Annotated in this window: 20 protein-coding genes; 11 read left to right on the top strand and 9 right to left on the bottom strand. The window is 62.3% G+C overall.

The window, feature by feature from the left end; translation table 11 throughout:
* Positions 1–19: 19 nt before the first annotated feature.
* Genes cobT through J2858_RS15735 form a run of 3 tightly spaced genes read left to right on the top strand, consistent with a single transcriptional unit; the run spans position 20 to position 3537 of the window.
* Positions 20–1921: a cobaltochelatase subunit CobT gene (cobT, locus tag J2858_RS15745; protein ID WP_210105776.1), complete on the top strand. Its 1902-nt coding sequence runs from the start codon at positions 20–22 to the stop codon at positions 1919–1921.
* 11 nt (positions 1922–1932) lie between these two features.
* A complete protein-coding gene (locus J2858_RS15740; RefSeq protein WP_210105775.1) occupies positions 1933–2952 on the top strand; it encodes an esterase-like activity of phytase family protein in 1020 nt (339 codons plus the stop codon).
* A 21-nt stretch (positions 2953–2973) separates the two neighbouring features.
* Positions 2974–3537: an AAA family ATPase gene (locus tag J2858_RS15735; protein ID WP_210105774.1), complete on the top strand. Its 564-nt coding sequence runs from the start codon at positions 2974–2976 to the stop codon at positions 3535–3537.
* Between the two features lie 19 nt (positions 3538–3556).
* Here J2858_RS15735 and J2858_RS15730 read toward each other — a convergent pair whose 3' ends face one another.
* Positions 3557–4192, bottom strand: coding sequence for a queuosine precursor transporter (locus tag J2858_RS15730; protein WP_210105773.1), 636 nt, complete (start codon positions 4190–4192; stop codon positions 3557–3559).
* Positions 4193–4300: 108 nt separating this feature from the next.
* Complete coding sequence (gene rpmB, locus J2858_RS15725; RefSeq protein WP_210105772.1) at positions 4301–4603, bottom strand: 50S ribosomal protein L28; 303 nt, start codon at positions 4601–4603, stop codon at positions 4301–4303.
* Positions 4604–4839: 236 nt separating this feature from the next.
* Between rpmB and J2858_RS15720 the strand changes: the two genes are divergently transcribed.
* A complete protein-coding gene (locus tag J2858_RS15720; protein WP_210105771.1) occupies positions 4840–5613 on the top strand; it encodes a DUF3108 domain-containing protein in 774 nt (257 codons plus the stop codon).
* Positions 5614–5653: 40 nt separating this feature from the next.
* Positions 5654–6544, top strand: a complete 891-nt coding sequence (gene yddG, locus J2858_RS15715) for an aromatic amino acid exporter YddG (protein WP_210106040.1) — start codon at positions 5654–5656, stop codon at positions 6542–6544.
* A gap of 3 nt (positions 6545–6547) precedes the next feature.
* Here the strand turns inward: yddG and J2858_RS15710 are convergent, their stop codons facing one another.
* Together J2858_RS15710 and gloB are read right to left on the bottom strand one after the other, a co-directional pair.
* Positions 6548–6970: a cupin domain-containing protein gene (locus tag J2858_RS15710; protein ID WP_210105770.1), complete on the bottom strand. Its 423-nt coding sequence runs from the start codon at positions 6968–6970 to the stop codon at positions 6548–6550.
* Entirely contained in the window at positions 6967–7740 is a 774-nt protein-coding gene (gloB, locus tag J2858_RS15705) for a hydroxyacylglutathione hydrolase (RefSeq protein WP_210105769.1), read from the bottom strand. Before gloB ends, J2858_RS15710 begins: the two co-directional genes overlap by 4 nt.
* Positions 7741–7827: 87 nt before the next feature.
* Between gloB and J2858_RS15700 the strand changes: the two genes are divergently transcribed.
* From J2858_RS15700 to J2858_RS15690, 3 genes are read left to right on the top strand one after another with little or no spacing between them, the layout of a single operon-like run.
* Positions 7828–8610: a class I SAM-dependent methyltransferase gene (locus tag J2858_RS15700; RefSeq protein ID WP_210105768.1), complete on the top strand. Its 783-nt coding sequence runs from the start codon at positions 7828–7830 to the stop codon at positions 8608–8610.
* Between the two features lie 36 nt (positions 8611–8646).
* Positions 8647–9753: a histidinol-phosphate transaminase gene (hisC, locus tag J2858_RS15695; RefSeq protein ID WP_210105767.1), complete on the top strand. Its 1107-nt coding sequence runs from the start codon at positions 8647–8649 to the stop codon at positions 9751–9753.
* Positions 9750–10676: a prephenate/arogenate dehydrogenase family protein gene (locus J2858_RS15690; protein ID WP_210105766.1), complete on the top strand. Its 927-nt coding sequence runs from the start codon at positions 9750–9752 to the stop codon at positions 10674–10676. Before hisC ends, J2858_RS15690 begins: the two co-directional genes overlap by 4 nt.
* 23 nt (positions 10677–10699) lie before the next feature.
* Here J2858_RS15690 and J2858_RS15685 read toward each other — a convergent pair whose 3' ends face one another.
* Positions 10700–11701 (bottom strand): DUF2125 domain-containing protein, encoded by a 1002-nt coding sequence (locus J2858_RS15685; protein ID WP_210105765.1) that lies wholly within the window; start codon positions 11699–11701, stop codon positions 10700–10702.
* A 49-nt stretch (positions 11702–11750) separates the two neighbouring features.
* On the opposite strand from J2858_RS15685, the gene J2858_RS15680 reads away from it, so the two are divergent.
* Positions 11751–12290, top strand: a complete 540-nt coding sequence (locus J2858_RS15680) for a gamma-glutamylcyclotransferase (RefSeq protein ID WP_210105764.1) — start codon at positions 11751–11753, stop codon at positions 12288–12290.
* Here J2858_RS15680 and J2858_RS15675 read toward each other — a convergent pair.
* The 4 genes from J2858_RS15675 to ftsE all read right to left on the bottom strand — a co-directional run bounded on the left by J2858_RS15675 (position 12275) and on the right by ftsE (position 15614).
* Positions 12275–13066 carry a lysophospholipid acyltransferase family protein gene (locus J2858_RS15675; RefSeq protein WP_210105763.1) on the bottom strand — a complete coding sequence of 264 codons (792 nt, stop codon included), beginning with the start codon at positions 13064–13066 and terminating at the stop codon, positions 12275–12277. The genes J2858_RS15680 and J2858_RS15675 overlap by 16 nt on opposite strands.
* 67 nt (positions 13067–13133) lie before the next feature.
* Positions 13134–13868, bottom strand: coding sequence for a YdcF family protein (locus J2858_RS15670; protein WP_210105762.1), 735 nt, complete (start codon positions 13866–13868; stop codon positions 13134–13136).
* Between the two features lie 50 nt (positions 13869–13918).
* Entirely contained in the window at positions 13919–14869 is a 951-nt protein-coding gene (locus J2858_RS15665) for a cell division protein FtsX (protein WP_210106039.1), read from the bottom strand.
* An 85-nt stretch (positions 14870–14954) separates the two neighbouring features.
* Entirely contained in the window at positions 14955–15614 is a 660-nt protein-coding gene (ftsE, locus tag J2858_RS15660; protein ID WP_210105761.1) for a cell division ATP-binding protein FtsE, read from the bottom strand.
* Positions 15615–15810: 196 nt separating this feature from the next.
* Between ftsE and J2858_RS15655 the strand changes: the two genes are divergently transcribed.
* On the top strand, positions 15811–16509 hold the full coding sequence (locus J2858_RS15655; RefSeq protein ID WP_210105760.1) for a hypothetical protein: 699 nt from the start codon (positions 15811–15813) through the stop codon (positions 16507–16509).
* Between the two features lie 43 nt (positions 16510–16552).
* Positions 16553–17101, top strand: a complete 549-nt coding sequence (gene hpt / locus J2858_RS15650) for a hypoxanthine phosphoribosyltransferase (RefSeq protein ID WP_210105759.1) — start codon at positions 16553–16555, stop codon at positions 17099–17101.
* Positions 17102–17150: the final 49 nt, after the last annotated feature.

Below are 17150 nucleotides of genomic sequence, written 5' to 3'. Positions count from 1 at the left end.
GACGGACAGGATAAGCGATATGGCAGGGCGCGGCGACAATTCCACAGCAAAGGCTGGTACACCGGTGGACACCGAGCCGTTGCGCCGGGCCATTACCGGATGCGTGCGCGCGATTGCCGGCAGCGCCGAGGTGGAGGTCTCCTTCGCCAACGAGCGGCCGGGCATGGCGGGCGAACGCATTCGCCTGCCGGAAATCTCCAAGCGTCCGACCGCCTATGAGCTGGCAGTGACCCGCGGGCTCGGCGATTCCATGGCGCTTCGCCTGGCCTGCCATGACAGCAACATCCATGCAACGATGGCGCCGCAGGGCAGCGATGCCCGCGCCGTCTTCGATGCGGTGGAACAGGCGCGCGTGGAATCGCTCGGCTCCATCCGCATGGCCGGCGTTGCCAGCAATATTTCCACCATGAACACGGAAAAATACGCCAAGGCGAATTTTACCGGTGTCGAGCGGCAGGAAGATGCGCCGATCGGCGAAGCCATGGCCATGCTGGTGCGCGAAAAGCTGACCGGCGAAAAACCACCGGCCAGCGCCGGCAAGGTGCTCGATCTTTGGCGCCCCTTCTTCGATGAGAAGGTGGCTGGCGATCTCGACAATCTGAAGACCGTGATCGAAGACCAGCAGGCCTTCGGCAAGCTCGTGCGTCACATGCTCTCCTCCATGCAGATGGCGGAAGACTATGGCGATGACGAGAGCCAGCCTGAGGAGATGGAAAACGAGAACGAGGAAGAGCAGCCGCGCAGCAACGAGACCGAGAACGACGAGGTCGAAGAAGACGCGGGCTCTGATGCCGCCCCCGCCGAAGAAAGCCAGGCCGCGGAAGAGCAGCTGGACGATGGCGAGATGGACGGCGCCGAAATGTCGGACGACGAGATGTCTGACGATGACGACGACCAGTCCGAAACGCCGGGCGAAACGCGCCGGCCCAACATGCCTTTTGACGATTTCAACGAGAAGGTGGATTACCACATCTTCACGCAGGAATTCGACGAGGAGATTCTCGCTGAAGAACTGTGCGATGAGGCCGAACTCGATCGTCTGCGCGCCTTTCTCGACAAGCAGCTGGCGCATCTGCAGGGTGCCGTCGGGCGCCTCGCAAACCGCCTGCAGCGTCGCCTGATGGCGCAGCAGAACCGCTCCTGGGATTTCGATCTGGAAGAGGGCTATCTCGATCCGGCCCGCCTCGTGCGCCTTGTCATCGATCCGATGCAGCCTTTGTCGTTCAAGCGCGAGCGCGACACGCAGTTTCGCGATACGGTCGTGTCGCTGGTCATCGACAATTCCGGTTCGATGCGCGGCCGGCCGATCACGGTTGCCGCCACCTGCGCCGATATTTTGGCCCGCACGCTGGAACGCTGCGGCGTGAAAGTGGAAATTCTGGGCTTTACCACCAAGGCGTGGAAGGGCGGGCAGAGCCGCGAGCAGTGGCTGGCCGGCGGCAAGCCGCCGACACCCGGTCGTCTCAACGACCTGCGCCATATCGTCTACAAGTCGGCCGATGCGCCTTGGCGCCGCTCGCGCCGCAACCTTGGTCTGATGATGCGCGAAGGCCTGCTCAAGGAAAACATCGATGGCGAGGCGCTGATGTGGGCGCATAACCGCCTGATCGCCCGCCCTGAGCAGCGCAAGATCATGATGATGATTTCCGACGGTGCGCCGGTCGATGATTCGACGCTGTCAGTTAATCCGGGCAATTACCTGGAACGCCACCTGCGCGCCGTGATCGACCAGATCGAGAACCGCTCGCCCGTCGAGCTTCTGGCGATCGGCATCGGCCATGACGTGACGCGCTATTATCGCCGCGCCGTCACCATCGTGGATGCGGATGAACTGGCCGGTGCGATGACGGAACAGCTGGCTTCGCTGTTTGACGAGAAGGCCGCAGGCGGTCCGGGCGCCCGCGCGCGCCGCGCAAGCTAGCGCGTCCACAAATGCTGCGTCGCGCGGTCCGTGCCCTCTGCCTTTGCACGGCGCTCGGGGTTTATCTTGCGCCGGAATCCGGGGCCGCTCCGAGCATTATCTCGGAGAGCCTGCCTGCACCGGTGGTCGCAAAACCCATTACAAGCTTCAAAGCGGGTTCGGACCAGACACGGTTCGGCGCCTTCGAGTTTGTGGGCGGCCTGCAACTCACCTCCAGCGAGCCGCTGTTCGGCGCTTGGTCCAGCTTCCGCCTGCGTGCTGATGGCGTGCATTTCGTTGGCGTTGCGGACACCGGCCACTGGCTGACAGGACGGCTCGTGCGGGATGCCGTGGGGCGCCTGTCGGGGCTTGCCGAGGTCAGCATCACCCCCATGCGCGATGCGCGCGGCGAAGAACCGCGGGTCAAGGGGGATAGCGATGCCGAGGGGCTTGCCCTGCGACGGGGCCAGGCCATCGTCAGCTTCGAACGTCGTCATCGCGTCGATGTCTATCCTGATCCGGGCTTCGAGCACGCAAGGCCGGAGCGCAGCCTTGATATCCTGATCCCGAAGCGGGAATTGCGCAGCAATGGCAGCCTTGAAACCGTGCTGGTTGCGCCGCTCGAAAGCGCCCTGAAAGGGGCCGTCATCACCATTGCCGAACAGAGCGTGGACGCAGACGGCAACCTTTATGCCGCCATTCTGGAAGGGCCGCTGAAGGGCCAGTTCAAGGTGGTGCGCAACGATCCCTTCGACGTGACGGATGGCGCTTTCCTGCCCAATGGCGATCTCTTGCTGCTCGAGCGCCGCTTCAGTATTCTCGGCGGTGTCGGGATGCGCATCCGCAGGATCGCCGGCAAGAGCCTGAAGCCCGGCGCGCTGGTCGACGGACCTGTTCTGCTGGAGGCGGACATGGGCTTTGAGATCGACAATATGGAAGGCATTGACGTGGTCGCTGGCCCCGATGGTCATGCCCATGTCATCCTTGTATCGGATGACAATCACTCGATCCTCCAGCGCAACCTGATGCTGGAGTTCAGGCTGGTCGAGTAACAGATAACCGGGAGGGGAGCGATGCTGCGGGTTCATGTCATGGGCGCATCCGGCTCCGGCACCACCACACTCGGACGTGTTCTCGGGGTGCGGCTTGCCCTTCGCCACCTCGATACGGATGATTTCTTCTGGATGCCAACCGATCCGCCCTTTACGACGCTGCGGCCCGTTTCCGAACGGCTTGAACTGGTGCAGGCGGAAGTGTCGATGTCCCCGCAAGGATGGGTGCTGACCGGTTCGGCACTCAAATGGGGAACGCCGCTCGAACCGCTCTACGACCTCATCGTTTTCCTGACGATTGATCCGGCCTTGCGCATGGAGCGCATCAGGAGGCGGGAGACGGAGCGCTATGGCGCGCGCATCCTGCCGGGTGGCGACATGGCCGAAACGAGTGCAAAATTTCTCGACTGGGCGGCAAGCTATGACACGGCAGGGCCGGATCAGCGCAGCCTTGTCGCCCATGAAGCCTGGCTTCTGACCCAGGCCGCACCCGTTCTGCGGCTGGATTCCGCCCGTCCGGTCGATGAACTTGTGGATGCGGTTCTGGCGCATCAGGTCGTCGAGGGCAGTCGTCTGGACGGCTGACCCCTGTCTTCCGACTTGCTCAGGCAGCCTTTGCCGGCGGCATCGGCTTCACCACGCTCATCAGCGCCCCATAGGGCAGCAGCATGACGAGGCCGACGATGAGTTTCACGACGAAATCGCCGATCGCCCAGGAAATCCAGCGCGGTGCTTCGGTTGCAAACACGCCGAGGATCGGGGCAGAGCCGATGGCAAAATCGTCATTGGCGCCCAGCAGAGCAAAGGCGGGTGCGAAGGACAGCGAGAAGAAGATGACCGTGTCGAGTGCCGAACCGAACAGCGAGCCGGCCAGCGGCGCGCGCCACCAGGTCTGCCGGCGCAGCGTGTTGAAAACCGAGATATCGACGAGCTGGCCGACGAGATAGGCGGTGCCGGACGCCATCGCGATGCGCGGCATGGACGTATAGAGCGAGATGGTGACGCCAACGAGAAAGCCGACAAAGACGACGCGGCGGGCGATTTTGGGGCCGAACTGGCGGTTGGTCAGGTCGGTGACCAGGAAGGCTGCCGGATAGATGAAGGCGCCCCAGGTCAGAAGATCGCTCAGTTGGATGCCGAAAACGGAGCCGATGACCGGAAACTGAACCAGAAAGTTCGAGGCCACGACGACCAGCGTCATGAGGGCCACGTAAAGGATGGTCGTGCGCAGAATGAGCATTTTTTTACCCTGGGTGATGCCACCAGCAAGAGGAACAGGAAACAACAGAAAAGGCTTGAACGGCGAAGCGATCAAGCCTTGACTGGTATCGGATAGGATGTCGAAAACTTAAGCGGCTGCAGCAGCAGCTTCAGCGGTCTTCTTGGCAATCTGGCGGCGCAGCAGGCGGGCGCGCATCGACAGTTCGCTCTCGTCAGCCTTCAGCAGGAAGGCATCGAGGCCGCCGCGATGTTCGACGGAGCGCAGGGCGTGAGCCGAAACGCGCAGACGATAACGCTGGCCAAGCGAGTCGGAGATCAGCGTGACGTGGCACAGGTTCGGAAGGAACCGACGCTTCGTCTTGTTGTTGGCGTGGCTGACATTGTTGCCCGACTGGACGCCCTTGCCGGTCAATTCGCACATACGGGACATGTGTACACCTTTGTTCTTCTTAGCAATTGAACGGGGCACTGGGCAAAGCCCCGCCTGCCGATCCAACTGGTCATGATTGGAAAGTTGCGGTTCTATAGTCAGTGAGACCGCGCGCGTCAAGCCAAACATCGCCGCTCTCCCGAGATTCCGCCGATCCGCCTCACGATCTTGCTATTTTATTGCCACAGTGCGCAGGCTATAACCCTTGGTCTCCACTCCAATCGCAGGGGAAGTCCATGCTCCGCCGGAGCCGTTCCGCCATCCTGTTTGCGGCCCTCCTCGGGCTGTCAGCCACGCCTGCCGTCCCGGCCGGCATTCGTCACGTCAGCGAATACAATATTTCGCTTGGCGTGCTGCCGATCGCGCGTGCGTCATTTGCAAGCGAGTTCGACAGCAATGATTACAGGATCACCGGGTCGTTCCAGTCGTCGGGCATTGTGAGCCTGTTCAGCCGGATTTCCGCCGATACCAATGTCAATGGCGCCATCCGCGGCAAGAGGCTGCAGGCCAACAGCTATTCGCTCATCTACACGCAGGACAAGAAGACGCGTCGTTACGATATCAGCTATCGCAACGGCAATGTCGTTTCCACCACGATCAAGCCGGAGCCGAAGCCGCGGCCGGCAAGCTGGGTGCCGGTGAGCGACGGCGACCTGCAGTCGGTTCTCGATCCGCTCTCGGGCCTCATTTTTCCCGATGGCGCCCAGGTGTGCCCCAGCCGGCTGCCGATCTACGACGGCGAGTCGCGCATGGACCTCGTCCTGTCGAACAAGGGCACGAAACCGTTCTCGACCGATGGTTTCAAGGGCGATGCGGTGGTCTGCGAAGTGCGGTACGTGCCCAAATCCGGTTTCCGGAAGGGCCGCAGCGATATCGAATTCCTGAAGTCGACCCGCATGGAAGTGTGGTTTGCCAAGGCCGCGAACATCAATGTATATGCACCTGTCTACGCCCGCATTCCGACGCGGGTGGGCGATGTCTATGTGACGGCGGTGAAATACGGCGGCTGAGCAGCGAATGCTGCGGCCCCGTCAGATGAGGGGGCTGATCGTGAAGGTCAAGGGTACGCTGATCGGCTTTACCGCCATCCTGATGTGGTCGCTGCTGGCTTTGCTGACCGCAGCTTCCGGCACCATGCCGCCGTTTCAGCTTTCCGCCATCACCTTTGCCATCGGCAGTCTTCCCGGCGTCCTCCTGCTGATTGCCCGCCCCAAGCGGCTTGCGCTTCTGAAGCAGCCGGCAAAAGTCTGGCTGACCGGCATCGGCGGGCTGTTCGGCTACCACTTCTTGTATTTCACGGCGCTGCGCAATGCGCCGGCGGTGGAGGCCGGGCTGATCGCCTATCTCTGGCCGCTGTTTATCGTGGTCGGTTCGGCGCTTTTGCCGGGCGAACGGCTGCGGTGGCATCACGTGGCAGGCGCGCTGTGCGGGCTTGGCGGAACCTTTGCCATCATCTCGCGCGCCGGTATCGCCTTTGATGACGCCTATCTCATCGGCTATGGCGCGGCCTTTCTCTGCGCCTTCACCTGGTCCGGCTATTCGCTTCTGACGCGCCGCTTCGAGGCGGTCTCCACCGATGTCGTCACCGGCTTTTGCCTGGCAACCTCGCTTCTGTCGCTGCTGTGCCATCTGATGCTGGAGGTCAGCATCTGGCCGTCTGCGCCAACGGAATGGCTGGCGATTATCGGCCTTGGCCTCCTGCCGGTCGGTGCTGCCTTCTACGCCTGGGATTTCGGCGTCAAGACCGGCGATATCCAGATCCTCGGCGCTGCAAGCTATGCGGCGCCGCTTTTGTCCACCCTGATCCTGATGCTGTTCGGCTTTGCCGAGCCGAGCCTGCGTATTGCGCTCGCCTGCCTGCTGATCACCGGCGGTGCGGTGCTGGCCGCCCGCGACATGATCTTTCGTGCAAAGACATCGAAAGCCGTCGCGGCTGAATAGCGGTCAGCCGGCCGGTTCCCAGCCCGGCGGCGCCATTTCGAACTTTGAAAATTCGAAACCCGGCGCAACCGTACAGCCCACCAGCGTAAATGCCCCAAGGCTTTCTGCCGACTGCCATTCATTGGCGACGACGACGGCCTGCGGGCGCTCGCCGTTCTTGAGATCGAGCCCGAGAATGATCTCCCGGCCTTCTTCGCCGTCTTTCGCAAGCCTCAGCTTCAGCGGACTTCCGGCGTAGAAATGCCAGACCTCGGCGGCATCCGTCACCCGGTGCCAGTGCGAACGCTCGCCGGCTTTCAGAAGGTAATAGATCGCCGTGGAATGGCCGCGCGCATCTCCATCCCCATCGCGGAAGGTCTGGATATAGCAGCCACCTTCCGGATGTGGCTCAAGCTTCAGCGTCTCGATGATCTCGTCGGCGGTCACTTGAAATTGTCCTTGCGCTTGCGGATTTCGGCAAAGACATCTTCGTTTGTGGCGCCTTCCATGACCAGGTGTTTGCGGATGGCGGGATCGGCCACGCGCAGGAACGGATTGGTTTCCTTCTCCAGCCCCATCATGGTGGGGATGGTAAAGCGGCCTTCTGCCCGCAGCGCTTCGATCTGGGCCACGCGCCTTTGCAGCGCCTCGTTGTCGGGGTCGATGCTGATGGCAAAGCGGGCATTGGAGAGCGTGTATTCGTGGCCGAAATAGATGGCCGTCTCATCCGGCAGCACGGCGAGCTTCTGCATGGAATGCCACATGTCGCTGGCCGTGCGCTCGAACAGGCGCCCGCAGCCAAGCGCAAACAGCGTATCGGCCGCAAACAGGATCTTGTCCTCGGAAAAATGGTAGCAGACGTGGCCGGCGGTATGCCCGGGCGTTTCGATGACGCGCACCGGATGGTCGCCGAAGAGGAATTCGTCACCGTCTGCCACGGTGCGATCAAGGCCCGGAATGGCGACCGCCTCGTTGATCGGGCCGATGATTTGCAGCCCGTAGCGCTCCTTCAGCGCAAGATTTGCTTCCACATGGTCCGTGTGGTGATGCGTGGTGAAGATGTGGGTCAGCGTCCAGCCGCGGCGCTCTGCGGCCTCCACGATCGGCTTTTCCTCGGGCGCGTCGATGGCGGCGGTGAGGCCGGTTTCCGGATCGTGAAGCAGCACGCCAAAATTGTCGCTGCGACACATAAAGACTTCAATTGCCAGAGTTTTCATCGCCATTGCCCATTGTGCGTCAACCGTATCGGCACAATGTAGAGAGCCGGGCTTTGAAGTCCAACCACCCTCTGATAGCTTTTCGCCATGCACGCCGATATCGTCGACCTTCGAGAGTTCTACCATTCGCCGCTCGGCCATTTCGCCGAGCACTCGATCACGATGGCGCTTGCATCGCTCTGGGCGCGGTTGCCGGAGGAGCGGCTGGTGGGGCTTGGTTATGCGGTTCCCTATCTCGACCGGTTTCGAAAGGATACGGAGCGGACCTTTGCCTTCATGCCGGCGGGCCAGGGGGCGGTGAACTGGCCGGTCGGCGAGCTGTCGTCCACGGCGCTGGTTTTTGAAGAGGAACTGCCGCTGCCCGACAGTTCCGTTGATCGCGTGCTGATGGTGCATTCGCTGGAATTTGCCGAAAATCCGCGCGAGACGCTGAAGGAGCTTTGGCGGGTGCTGGCGCCGGGCGGACGTCTCGTCATCGTCGTGCCCAACCGGCGCGGCGTCTGGGCGCGCATGGAGCATACGCCCTTCGGCTCCGGCCGCCCTTATTCGCGCAGGCAGCTGACCAACCTGTTGCGCGAAACCAATTTCACCCCGGCCGCCAGCGCCGAAGCGCTATTTTTCCCGCCCTCCAAGATCCGCGCTGTCCTAAAGCTGCGCCACGGCCTGGAGCGGATCGGGCGGCGCCTATGGCCGGCTTTTTCCGGCGTTATCGTTCTGGAAGCGCAGAAGCGCCTCTACCAGGGCCTGCCGGTGGCCGCGCGTGCCTCGCGGCGGGTTTTCGTCCCCGTCCTGGCAGGGCAGGGCGTTCCCACCACCCGAACACCGCTTGAACCCCTGTTCGGCCTCGACAAAAGCGTGCAGCGGGATTAAGGGCGAAGGGTCGTTTTTACCCAAAGGTCTTGCCCCATGGATACCGCAGTGCTGAAGCCCGTTCCCCGTCCCGGAATTCTGGATATCGCAGCTTACGTGCCGGGTAAGGAACATGCGCCGGGCGTGGCGCGCGTCTTCAAGCTGTCGTCCAACGAGACGCCGCTGGGTGCCAGCCCCAAGGCCATCGATGCATTTCGCCAGGCCGCCGGTCACCTTGAGCTCTATCCCGACGGGCAGGCCCATGAACTGCGCGCGGCCATTGCCGCCACCCATGGCCTCAATCCGGCAAACATTCTCTGCGGCAACGGCTCTGACGAGCTGCTCGGCCTTCTCTGCCACGTCTATCTTGGTGCCGGGGACGAGGCGATCATCACCGAGCACGGCTTCCTCGTCTACAAGATCCAGATCATGGGCGCCGGTGCGACACCGGTCACCGTCAAGGAGCAGGATTGCCGCGTCGATGTGGACGCGATCCTTGCGGCCGTGACGGAAAAGACCAAGCTGGTGTTCATCGCCAACCCCGGCAATCCGACCGGAACCTATGTGCCGGCCGCCGAAATCCGCCGCCTGCATGCCGGCCTGCCGAAGAACGTCATCCTCGTGCTCGATGCCGCCTATGCGGAATATGTGCGCGAGAACGATTACGAAGCCGGTGTCGAGCTGATTTCGTCGAACCAGAACGTCGTGATGTGCCGCACCTTCTCCAAGGCTTACGGCCTTGCAGCGCTGCGCATCGGCTGGATGTATGGCCCGGCCGATATTCTGGATGCGCTGAACCGCGTGCGCGGACCGTTCAACCTCAATGCGCCCGCCATTGCCGCCGGCAGCATCGCCATGCGCGACCAGGAGTTCATTGCCCGCGCCGTCGAGCACAATACGCTGTGGCGCGACAAGCTGACCCATGCCTTCACCACGCTTGGCCTGAAAGTGACGCCCTCCGTCACCAATTTCCTCCTCATCCATTTCCCCGATGTGGACGGCAAGCGGGCGCCGGAAGCCGATGAGTTCCTGACCAGCCGCGGCTTCATCCTGCGCGCGGTCAAGGGCTATGGCTTTCCCAATGCCCTGCGCATGACGGTGGGCTCCGAAGAGGCCAATCGCGGGGTGATCGAAGCGCTCGGCGAGTTCATGAGCCGGGCATGAGCATTCTGTTTGATCGCATCACGCTGATCGGCATTGGCCTGATCGGTTCCTCCATTGCGCGCGATATCAAGGAGCTTTGCCTTGCCGGCGAACTGGTGATCTCCACCCGCAGCGAGGCGACCTTGCAGCGCGCCGAGGAACTGGGCCTCGGCGACCGTTATGTCACGTCAGCGGCAGAGGCGGTGAAGGATGCGGATCTCATTATCGTCTCGGTGCCGGTCGGATCGTCCGGCGCGGTTGCCGAGCAGATTGCGCCGAACCTCAAGGCCGGTGCGATCCTCACCGATGTCGGCTCCACCAAGGCGTCCGTCATGGCGCAGATGGCGCCGCACGTGCCCGAAGGCGTGCATTTCATTCCCGGCCACCCGCTGGCGGGCACGGAAAAGTCCGGCCCAGATGCCGGCTTTGCCGGCCTGTTCAAGGGCCGCTGGTGCATCTTCACGCCGCTTCCCGACACCGATCCCGTGGCGCTTGGGCGCCTGCGCGGTTTCTGGGATGCGCTCGGCTCTCGCATCGACGAGATGGACCCGCAGCACCATGACAAGGTGCTCGCCATCGTCTCGCACCTGCCGCACATCATCGCCTACAACATCGTCGGCACGGCAGACGATCTGGAAACGGTGACGGAATCGGAAGTCATCAAATATTCCGCCTCCGGTTTTCGCGATTTCACCCGTCTCGCCGCCTCCGATCCCACCATGTGGCGGGATGTGTGCCTGCACAACAAGGATGCGATCCTGGAAATGCTGGCGCGGTTTTCGGAAGATCTCGCCTCCCTGCAACGGGCGATCCGCTGGGGCGAGGGGGACAAGCTGTTCGAGCTTTTCTCGCGCACCCGCACCATCCGCCGCTCCATCGTGGAAGCAGGCCAGGATGTCGACGCACCGGACTTCGGTCGCCACGCGCTCGATCCCAAGGCCTGATCAGGCGCTGGCAGCGCCTGTCTTCAGATCGGCGGAATTTCACCCAGCGGGATGAAACCGCCGACCAGGATCTTGCCGCGGTTGAGGGTCAGATCCAGCGTTGCCCGATCGCCACCGCCGGTCAGCGCCGAGAGCATGCTCGAGGCCGTATCGATGGTGCGGCCGAGCTGCGGAAAGCTGGTCTTCAGCCGGTCGCGCCATGCGCCGATCTTTTCCACCTCAAGACGCAGCTTGCCCGACAGGCGCCCCTGCGCATCCACCGACACCGGGCCGCTGATGCTGAGGATTTCGCCGTCCCCGAGGTCGATGCCGAGCTGGCGGATCTGGCCGGTGCTCCCATAGAGCCCCGTTTCGTCCCGGCCTTCCAGCAGCTCCGCCTTGCCGGCAAGCGTGATGTCGGCAATCGCCGTGAAGCGCGGCAGAAGCGGCGGCAGGCCCTTGGCGGTGAGATCCGTGTTGCGAAGCGTCATGGCGGCATCGAGATCCGGCCCGTTCTGGCGCAGATGCGTTTCCGCATGCTCCACTTTGAGGTCAAACGCCTGTCCGGTCTGCGATGACAGGATCGCCGATGTGAGGCCGCCGATCACGGTGGAGCTGCGCTCCACGCCGCCGGACGCGGTGACGAGGCTCGATTGCAGGGTCTGCCATTGCGAGGAAACCGAAAGGCCGTGGCTGGTGCGCACTTCCGAAGGGCCGTCGAGTTCCCACACGATGTGGCTCGGCTGATAGACCTGTGCTGCCGAGCGCAAGGGGCCGAACACGGCCGAAATGCCGTTTGCGCGATCATCGATCGAGACTTTCGAGCAGAACAGGCCGATGCGGAAGGGATAGCCGCGATAGGTGGCATCTGCGCATTCGGCGCTGACATTGTTCTCTTTCTGCTTTCCCAGCAGCGCAAGCGTATTGGCCTTCAGCGCGGCTGCGGCATAGAACCAGCCGCCCGTATAGACGGCAATGGCCAGCACGATCGCGGCTGCCAGCGCCCAAATTTTCGCAGAGACGCCGCTTCGGCTTGACGCTGCCATGATGATCTCCAATGGTGCTCGTTCGAGTGCGTGCGGTTTGGCGTGGGATATGGACGAATTTTGGGTCTTTGGCTACGGCTCCCTGATGTGGAATCCGGGCTTTGTCTTTGAAGAGCGCCTTGGCGCGCGGGCTTTCGGTTATCGGCGGTCGCTGTGTATCCGTTCCTTCGTACATCGGGGAACACCGGAACGGCCAGGGCTGGTCCTCGGTCTCGATCGTGGCGGTTCCTGTCGGGGTGCCGCTTTCAAGGTGAACGCGGACGACCGCGAAGAGGTTCTCGATTATCTGCGCAAACGCGAACTGGTGACGAACGTCTACCTGGAGCGCCACCTGCGGCTGGAGCTTGAGGACGGGCGGGAGGTGCGCGCCATCGGCTATGTGGTTGATCGCAGCCACCCGCAATATGCCGGCGCGCTGGATATCGCCGAGGCCGCACGGATCGTCGGCATGTCTGAGGGGCAGTCGGGTCCGAACGAAGCCTATGTGGTCAACACGGTCGCGCATCTGAAGGAGATGGGCATTCGCGATGCCTGGCTGGAAGGTGTTGCGGCGCGTGTTGCCGCCATGACGGCTCAGGCTGTGGCCTGAGCCTTGATTTCGGCGAGCCTGCGGGCCGCTTCCGGCGGTACGGGCAGGTGGGGGTTGGCGGTCAGCGTTTCGATCAGAAGCGCGTCGCTTGCTTTTTCCAGCGTCTCGGTCAGCTGCGCGAAGAACACGTCCGGATCGAGCCCCGGCTGGATGGGCGGCAGGATCCGGATCTTGAAGTGCCCGCCATAGCGCAGGGTGCTGCGGCGTGGCCAGAACAGACCGGGATGCATGGCAATCGGCACGACCGGCACCTGCATGTCACGGTAGATGCGCGCGATGCCATAGCGGTATTGTGCTTCTGCGCCGGGCGGACGGCGGGTGCCCTCGGGATAGATGATCAGCTGGCGGCCGTTCTCCATCTCCTGCTTTGTCCGGCGCATCATTTCGACGATCACTTTGCCGCGGGCGCTGCGGTCCACCGGGATCATGTTCTGCTTCATCAGGTACCAGCCGAAGATCGGGATCCAGGTGAGTTCCCGCTTCAGGATGTAGACCGGATCCTCCACCCAGGGCAGCAGCGCATAGGTATCCCAGATCGACTGGTGCTTCGGGGCAAAGATGCAGCCCGTCGTCAGCAGGTTTTCCAGCCCTTCGATTTCGAACGTGGTGCCCACCATCTTGCGCATCAGCCAGTGGTTGGAACGCGCCCAGGATTTCGGCACCCACAGAGCCTTCTTGCGCGGCAGGATGAAATAGATAGGGGCCAGGATGATCATGCGCAGGATCAGATTGGCATAGAAGGCGATGTTGAACAGATTCGAACGCAGGAAAAGCATGAAGTCCGGTTCCGGTGACTGGGCAAGGCGTCCCTACACCATCCCGATCCTCGACGGAAGCATTGTCTCAGCGGGCCGGCCGTGCGCTTTCCTGCTGGATCTCTTCCTCGCTGCGCAGACCATTGCCCTGCTGGATGCCCATCAGCGAACGCAGGCTTGCTGCTGCCATCTTGGCATATTCGGCGAGCATGATGCGCAGCACGTCCGGTTCGGTAAACCAGGCCTTGCGCTTCAGATCGGCATTGATGACGGGATAGGCGATGAAGTCCGTCTTCCGGTCGATCAGGCGCAGTTCGAGCAGGCTGCGCGGCATGTGGTAGTTGTTGGTGACGACGAGAACCGAATGGTAGCCGTGATCATGGATCCAGCGGGTGATCTCGTTGGCATTGCCGATGGTGTCGATCGCCTCGTAGCCCACATCGACACAGCACTTGAAAAGGTCGGCCGAGCTTTGCGTCGTGCGCCGGATCTGCTTGGGAGAGGTGGAAGGATGGGCGCCTGAAATCAACAGCCGGCCGCCGGCACCATCCCGCAGAAGCCCCAGCGCCTGGTCGATCCGCTGGTATCCGCCCGTCAGCACCACGATGGCATCCGCCTTCACGCCGTCTGGCGCGCGAAGGGATGTCACCGCATCGGCAAACCACAGGAAGCCTGCAAAGACGCAGGCGATGACCAGCATCGCGAGCAGTCCCAGATAGCGCAGGCAGCGCCGCACCGGCCCGCTACGGCGAAACCAGCCGCTGCCGCCGTTTTGCCGCGGCGGGCGAGCCATTCCGGTGGTGCGCGTCTGGCCAAGGGTCATGACCTCGTCCTTAGCCCGTGTTTTGCCATGAGAACAGATCTAATTCCCGCTCAGCTGCCCGGCAAGCCGTCGGAGCGCGAGGGATCGGAGCGGATAAGATCGATTTCGTCGATGGTGCGCATGACGGTAAAGCGTGCCGTCAGCGTCGTCAAAAGCGCAATCACGATCATCGTGGCGAGAATGCCGAGATATCCCATGAAGTTGATCGTGAAAGTGCCGAACAGGGCGGTCGCCTGGTCAGTCTGCGGCGTGGCGCGGGTATTGCTCTGTAAAATGCCGGCGGTGGCAAACAGAAGAGCGGCAAGAATGCCGCCGGCCGCCGAGCCCTTCAGGCTGATCTTCAAGAAATGCTTCTGGAATTCGGTGGCGACAAAGCCGCCTTCGGCGCCGACGAAATGCAGCACTTCGACGATATGCCGATTGCCGGAGAGCGCGCCGCGCGTGGCAAAGATCACGGTGAGGATCATGGCGGTAAAGACGAGGATCAGCACGCCGGTGCCGATGAGGACGGTGGTATGGGCCATGGAGACGAGACGGTCCACCCAAGTCCGGTGGTCATCGAGAAAGGCCTGCGGCACTTCGGTGCGCAACATGTCGCGCATGGCAGCAAAATCCGGCGGGTGCGTCTCATCGATGGTGATGATGACAAGGCGCGGCACCGGCAGTTCCTTGAGGTCCAGTCCGGCGCCCAGCCACGGCTCCAGAAGGCGCGCGGTCGCCGCGTCGTCCATGATCATGCCCTCCTTCGTGCCAACGAAGGTGAGCGCGAGGTCCCGTGCCTTTTTCAGCGTCGCATCCATGTCCAGCCCGTCATCGGGTTTGACCTGGATGGTGATCTCACGGGAGATCTGGCTTTCCCAGGAGGCGGCCGTCGAGCGTACCATGCTGACGGCCCCAAGCGTCAGACACGCCAGAAACGACATGATGGCGATGACCACCAGAAGCGCATTGCCCTGGATATTGGTGGGCGGCAGGATCGGACCTGTCGGGCGCACACGCATTTCCGCCCGGCGCGGCTGGACGGGCTGAGGCGTCGGTGTGCTATCCTTTGGACCGGCTTTCTGGCCGGGCACGGGGCGGCTGATATCATTCATAGATGTCGAGCCGCCCTTCGGTGAGGATCATCCGGCGCGCATCCACCTGGTCCATCAGGCCAAGATCATGCGTTGCAATCACCACGGCGGTTCCAAGCCGGTTGAGTTCGAGGAAGAGGTTGAGGAGCCGGCGCGCCATCGGTGGATCGACATTGCCGGTCGGCTCGTCCGCCAGCAGGATTTCCGGCCGGTCCATCAGGGCGCGCGCGATTGCGGCACGCTGCTTTTCACCGCCGGAAAGGACCGGTGGCAAGACATTGATGCGCTCGCCAAGTCCCACCCATTTTAAAAGTTCGATCACATCCGTCCGGTAGCTCGTCTCGTCCTTGCCGCGCACGCGTAAGGGCAGCGCCACATTCTCATAGGTGGTCAGGTGGTCGAGCAGGCGAAAATCCTGAAACACGATGCCGACGCGTCGGCGCAGCATCGGCAATTCATTGCGCGGGATCTGCGACAGGTCGCGATCGAACATGCGGATGAGACCGCGCGTCGGCTGCAGCGACATGAACAGCAGGCGCAGCAGCGTGGTCTTGCCCGCGCCCGAGGGGCCGGTGAGGAACTGGAAAGAGCGCTTGGGAATGTCGAAGGTCATATCCCGCAGGATTTCGGGCCCCATCCCGTATCGCAAACCGACATTTTCGAAATGGATCAACGCGTCGTCCAGTCGCTTGGGAAGTGATGTGGCGCTCTTGGTAAAGGCCAAGGGTTGACAGTTTCTGAATCATGCGCGGGAAACAAGGCGTTTCCGGGGAGATTTTGCGAAGCATTAACCATTTGAATTTACGACTGAGCGGGTTCCGTTTCAATGCCCGAAATTTCATCTTCATGTGGACGGGCGGGAGAGAACCATGCACGCATTCCGCTCGCGCCGTCGAAAGCTTGCCGAAACCTATGACATCCTGCCGCCGCAAAGCCGGCCCCCGCGCCCGCAAGCTCCGGCCAGAGGCCCCGTGGATGTGGTGGACGTGGACTTCGTCACCGTGCGCACACCGGCGCAATCCGGGCGGCCGCAGGGTTACGGCAATGACAATGCCGTTCATAGCGCACGCCCGTCCTTCGCCGGCCAAAGACCTCAGGGTGGCCTGATCGGCGAACCGGCCTCTCGTATCGCGCGGCTGGTGGAGCGATGCGAGGCAATGCTGTCGCGCATGTCTGCCGATCTCTTTTCCGCCGTGGTTGCTTTTGTCTTTGTCGTCGTCTTTGCGCTTTGCGGCGGCTTTTCTCTTCTCTCCGGCGGTGCAGCCGATGCGCATCCGGCGCCGGGTCTAGACATCACCCATGTGACGCTGACGCCGCAGGCGGGCGGCAGCACTTTGACGATCAATGGCGTGGTGGAAAACCGTGGCCCTGGTTCGCTACCGGTTCCCGCCATCCATGCCGAGCTTCTGGTGGATGGCGCCGTCGTTGCCGATGCGCTGATCGATGCGCCCGTCGCCGCCATGGGCGGCCATCATAGCCACGGATTTTCCTTTTCCATGCTGCATCCGGGTGGAAAAAACCCGCGGCTTAGACTTTCCTTCGCAAGGGCTGGTGCATCCGGCTCCTGATCTGTGCTATCGCGGGCGTTTGGAAACAGCCCGGAGACGCTCCATGCCCATCGTGCGCGGCAAAATCATCGAACCGCTTTACACTGCCGAGCAGATCGCCGAGCGCAATCATGACATTGCCCGCCGCATCGCCGAAGGCCCTACCAAGGATCTGCTGGTCATTGCGGTGCTGAAGGGCTCGTTCATTTTTGCCGCCGATCTCTTGCGGGCGCTGCACGACACGGGGCTCGCACCGGAAGTGGAGTTCATCACCCTGTCGAGTTACGGCGCAGGCACCGTCTCCAAGGGCGTACGCATTGTCAAGGATATCGATTCGGACGTGAAGGATCGCGATGTCCTCCTGATCGACGACATTCTGGAATCCGGCCGCACGCTGAAATTTGCCAAGGAACTGCTTTACGAGCGCGGTGCCCGCAACGTCTCCATCGCGGTTCTCCTCGACAAACGCGTCAAGCGCCAGGAAGCGCTGGAGGCCGATTACGTCGGTTTCGAATGCCCCGATTACTTCGTTGTCGGCTATGGCATGGACGTGGCCTATGCCTTCCGCGAGCTGCCCTTCGTCGGTGTGGTTACCGGAGATGCTGAAGGGTGAGCGCGAAGGTGAGCCCTGCTCACCGTGCGTTAACCATTTAGGATCAGCA

Source organism: Neorhizobium galegae (assembly GCF_017877135.1).
Classification (GTDB): Bacteria; Pseudomonadota; Alphaproteobacteria; order Rhizobiales; family Rhizobiaceae; genus Neorhizobium; species Neorhizobium galegae_A.
This window is presented reverse-complemented; position numbering and strand designations above follow the sequence as displayed.

What these genes read in the sequence shown, in the direction of transcription:
- cobT (WP_210105776.1), top strand. Translation starts at nt 20, where the DNA reads ATGGCAGGGCGCGGCGACAATTCCACAGCAAAGGCTGGTACACCGGTG.
- J2858_RS15740 (WP_210105775.1), top strand. Translation starts at nt 1,933, where the DNA reads ATGCTGCGTCGCGCGGTCCGTGCCCTCTGCCTTTGCACGGCGCTCGGG.
- J2858_RS15735 (WP_210105774.1), top strand. Translation starts at nt 2,974, where the DNA reads ATGCTGCGGGTTCATGTCATGGGCGCATCCGGCTCCGGCACCACCACA.
- J2858_RS15730 (WP_210105773.1), bottom strand. Translation starts at nt 4,192, where the DNA reads ATGCTCATTCTGCGCACGACCATCCTTTACGTGGCCCTCATGACGCTG.
- rpmB (WP_210105772.1), bottom strand. Translation starts at nt 4,603, where the DNA reads ATGTCCCGTATGTGCGAATTGACCGGCAAGGGCGTCCAGTCGGGCAAC.
- J2858_RS15720 (WP_210105771.1), top strand. Translation starts at nt 4,840, where the DNA reads ATGCTCCGCCGGAGCCGTTCCGCCATCCTGTTTGCGGCCCTCCTCGGG.
- gloB (WP_210105769.1), bottom strand. Translation starts at nt 7,740, where the DNA reads ATGAAAACTCTGGCAATTGAAGTCTTTATGTGTCGCAGCGACAATTTT.
- J2858_RS15700 (WP_210105768.1), top strand. Translation starts at nt 7,828, where the DNA reads ATGCACGCCGATATCGTCGACCTTCGAGAGTTCTACCATTCGCCGCTC.
- hisC (WP_210105767.1), top strand. Translation starts at nt 8,647, where the DNA reads ATGGATACCGCAGTGCTGAAGCCCGTTCCCCGTCCCGGAATTCTGGAT.
- J2858_RS15690 (WP_210105766.1), top strand. Translation starts at nt 9,750, where the DNA reads ATGAGCATTCTGTTTGATCGCATCACGCTGATCGGCATTGGCCTGATC.
- J2858_RS15685 (WP_210105765.1), bottom strand. Translation starts at nt 11,701, where the DNA reads ATGGCAGCGTCAAGCCGAAGCGGCGTCTCTGCGAAAATTTGGGCGCTG.
- J2858_RS15680 (WP_210105764.1), top strand. Translation starts at nt 11,751, where the DNA reads ATGGACGAATTTTGGGTCTTTGGCTACGGCTCCCTGATGTGGAATCCG.
- J2858_RS15675 (WP_210105763.1), bottom strand. Translation starts at nt 13,066, where the DNA reads ATGCTTTTCCTGCGTTCGAATCTGTTCAACATCGCCTTCTATGCCAAT.
- J2858_RS15670 (WP_210105762.1), bottom strand. Translation starts at nt 13,868, where the DNA reads ATGACCCTTGGCCAGACGCGCACCACCGGAATGGCTCGCCCGCCGCGG.
- J2858_RS15665 (WP_210106039.1), bottom strand. Translation starts at nt 14,869, where the DNA reads ATGCGTGTGCGCCCGACAGGTCCGATCCTGCCGCCCACCAATATCCAG.
- J2858_RS15655 (WP_210105760.1), top strand. Translation starts at nt 15,811, where the DNA reads ATGCACGCATTCCGCTCGCGCCGTCGAAAGCTTGCCGAAACCTATGAC.
- hpt (WP_210105759.1), top strand. Translation starts at nt 16,553, where the DNA reads ATGCCCATCGTGCGCGGCAAAATCATCGAACCGCTTTACACTGCCGAG.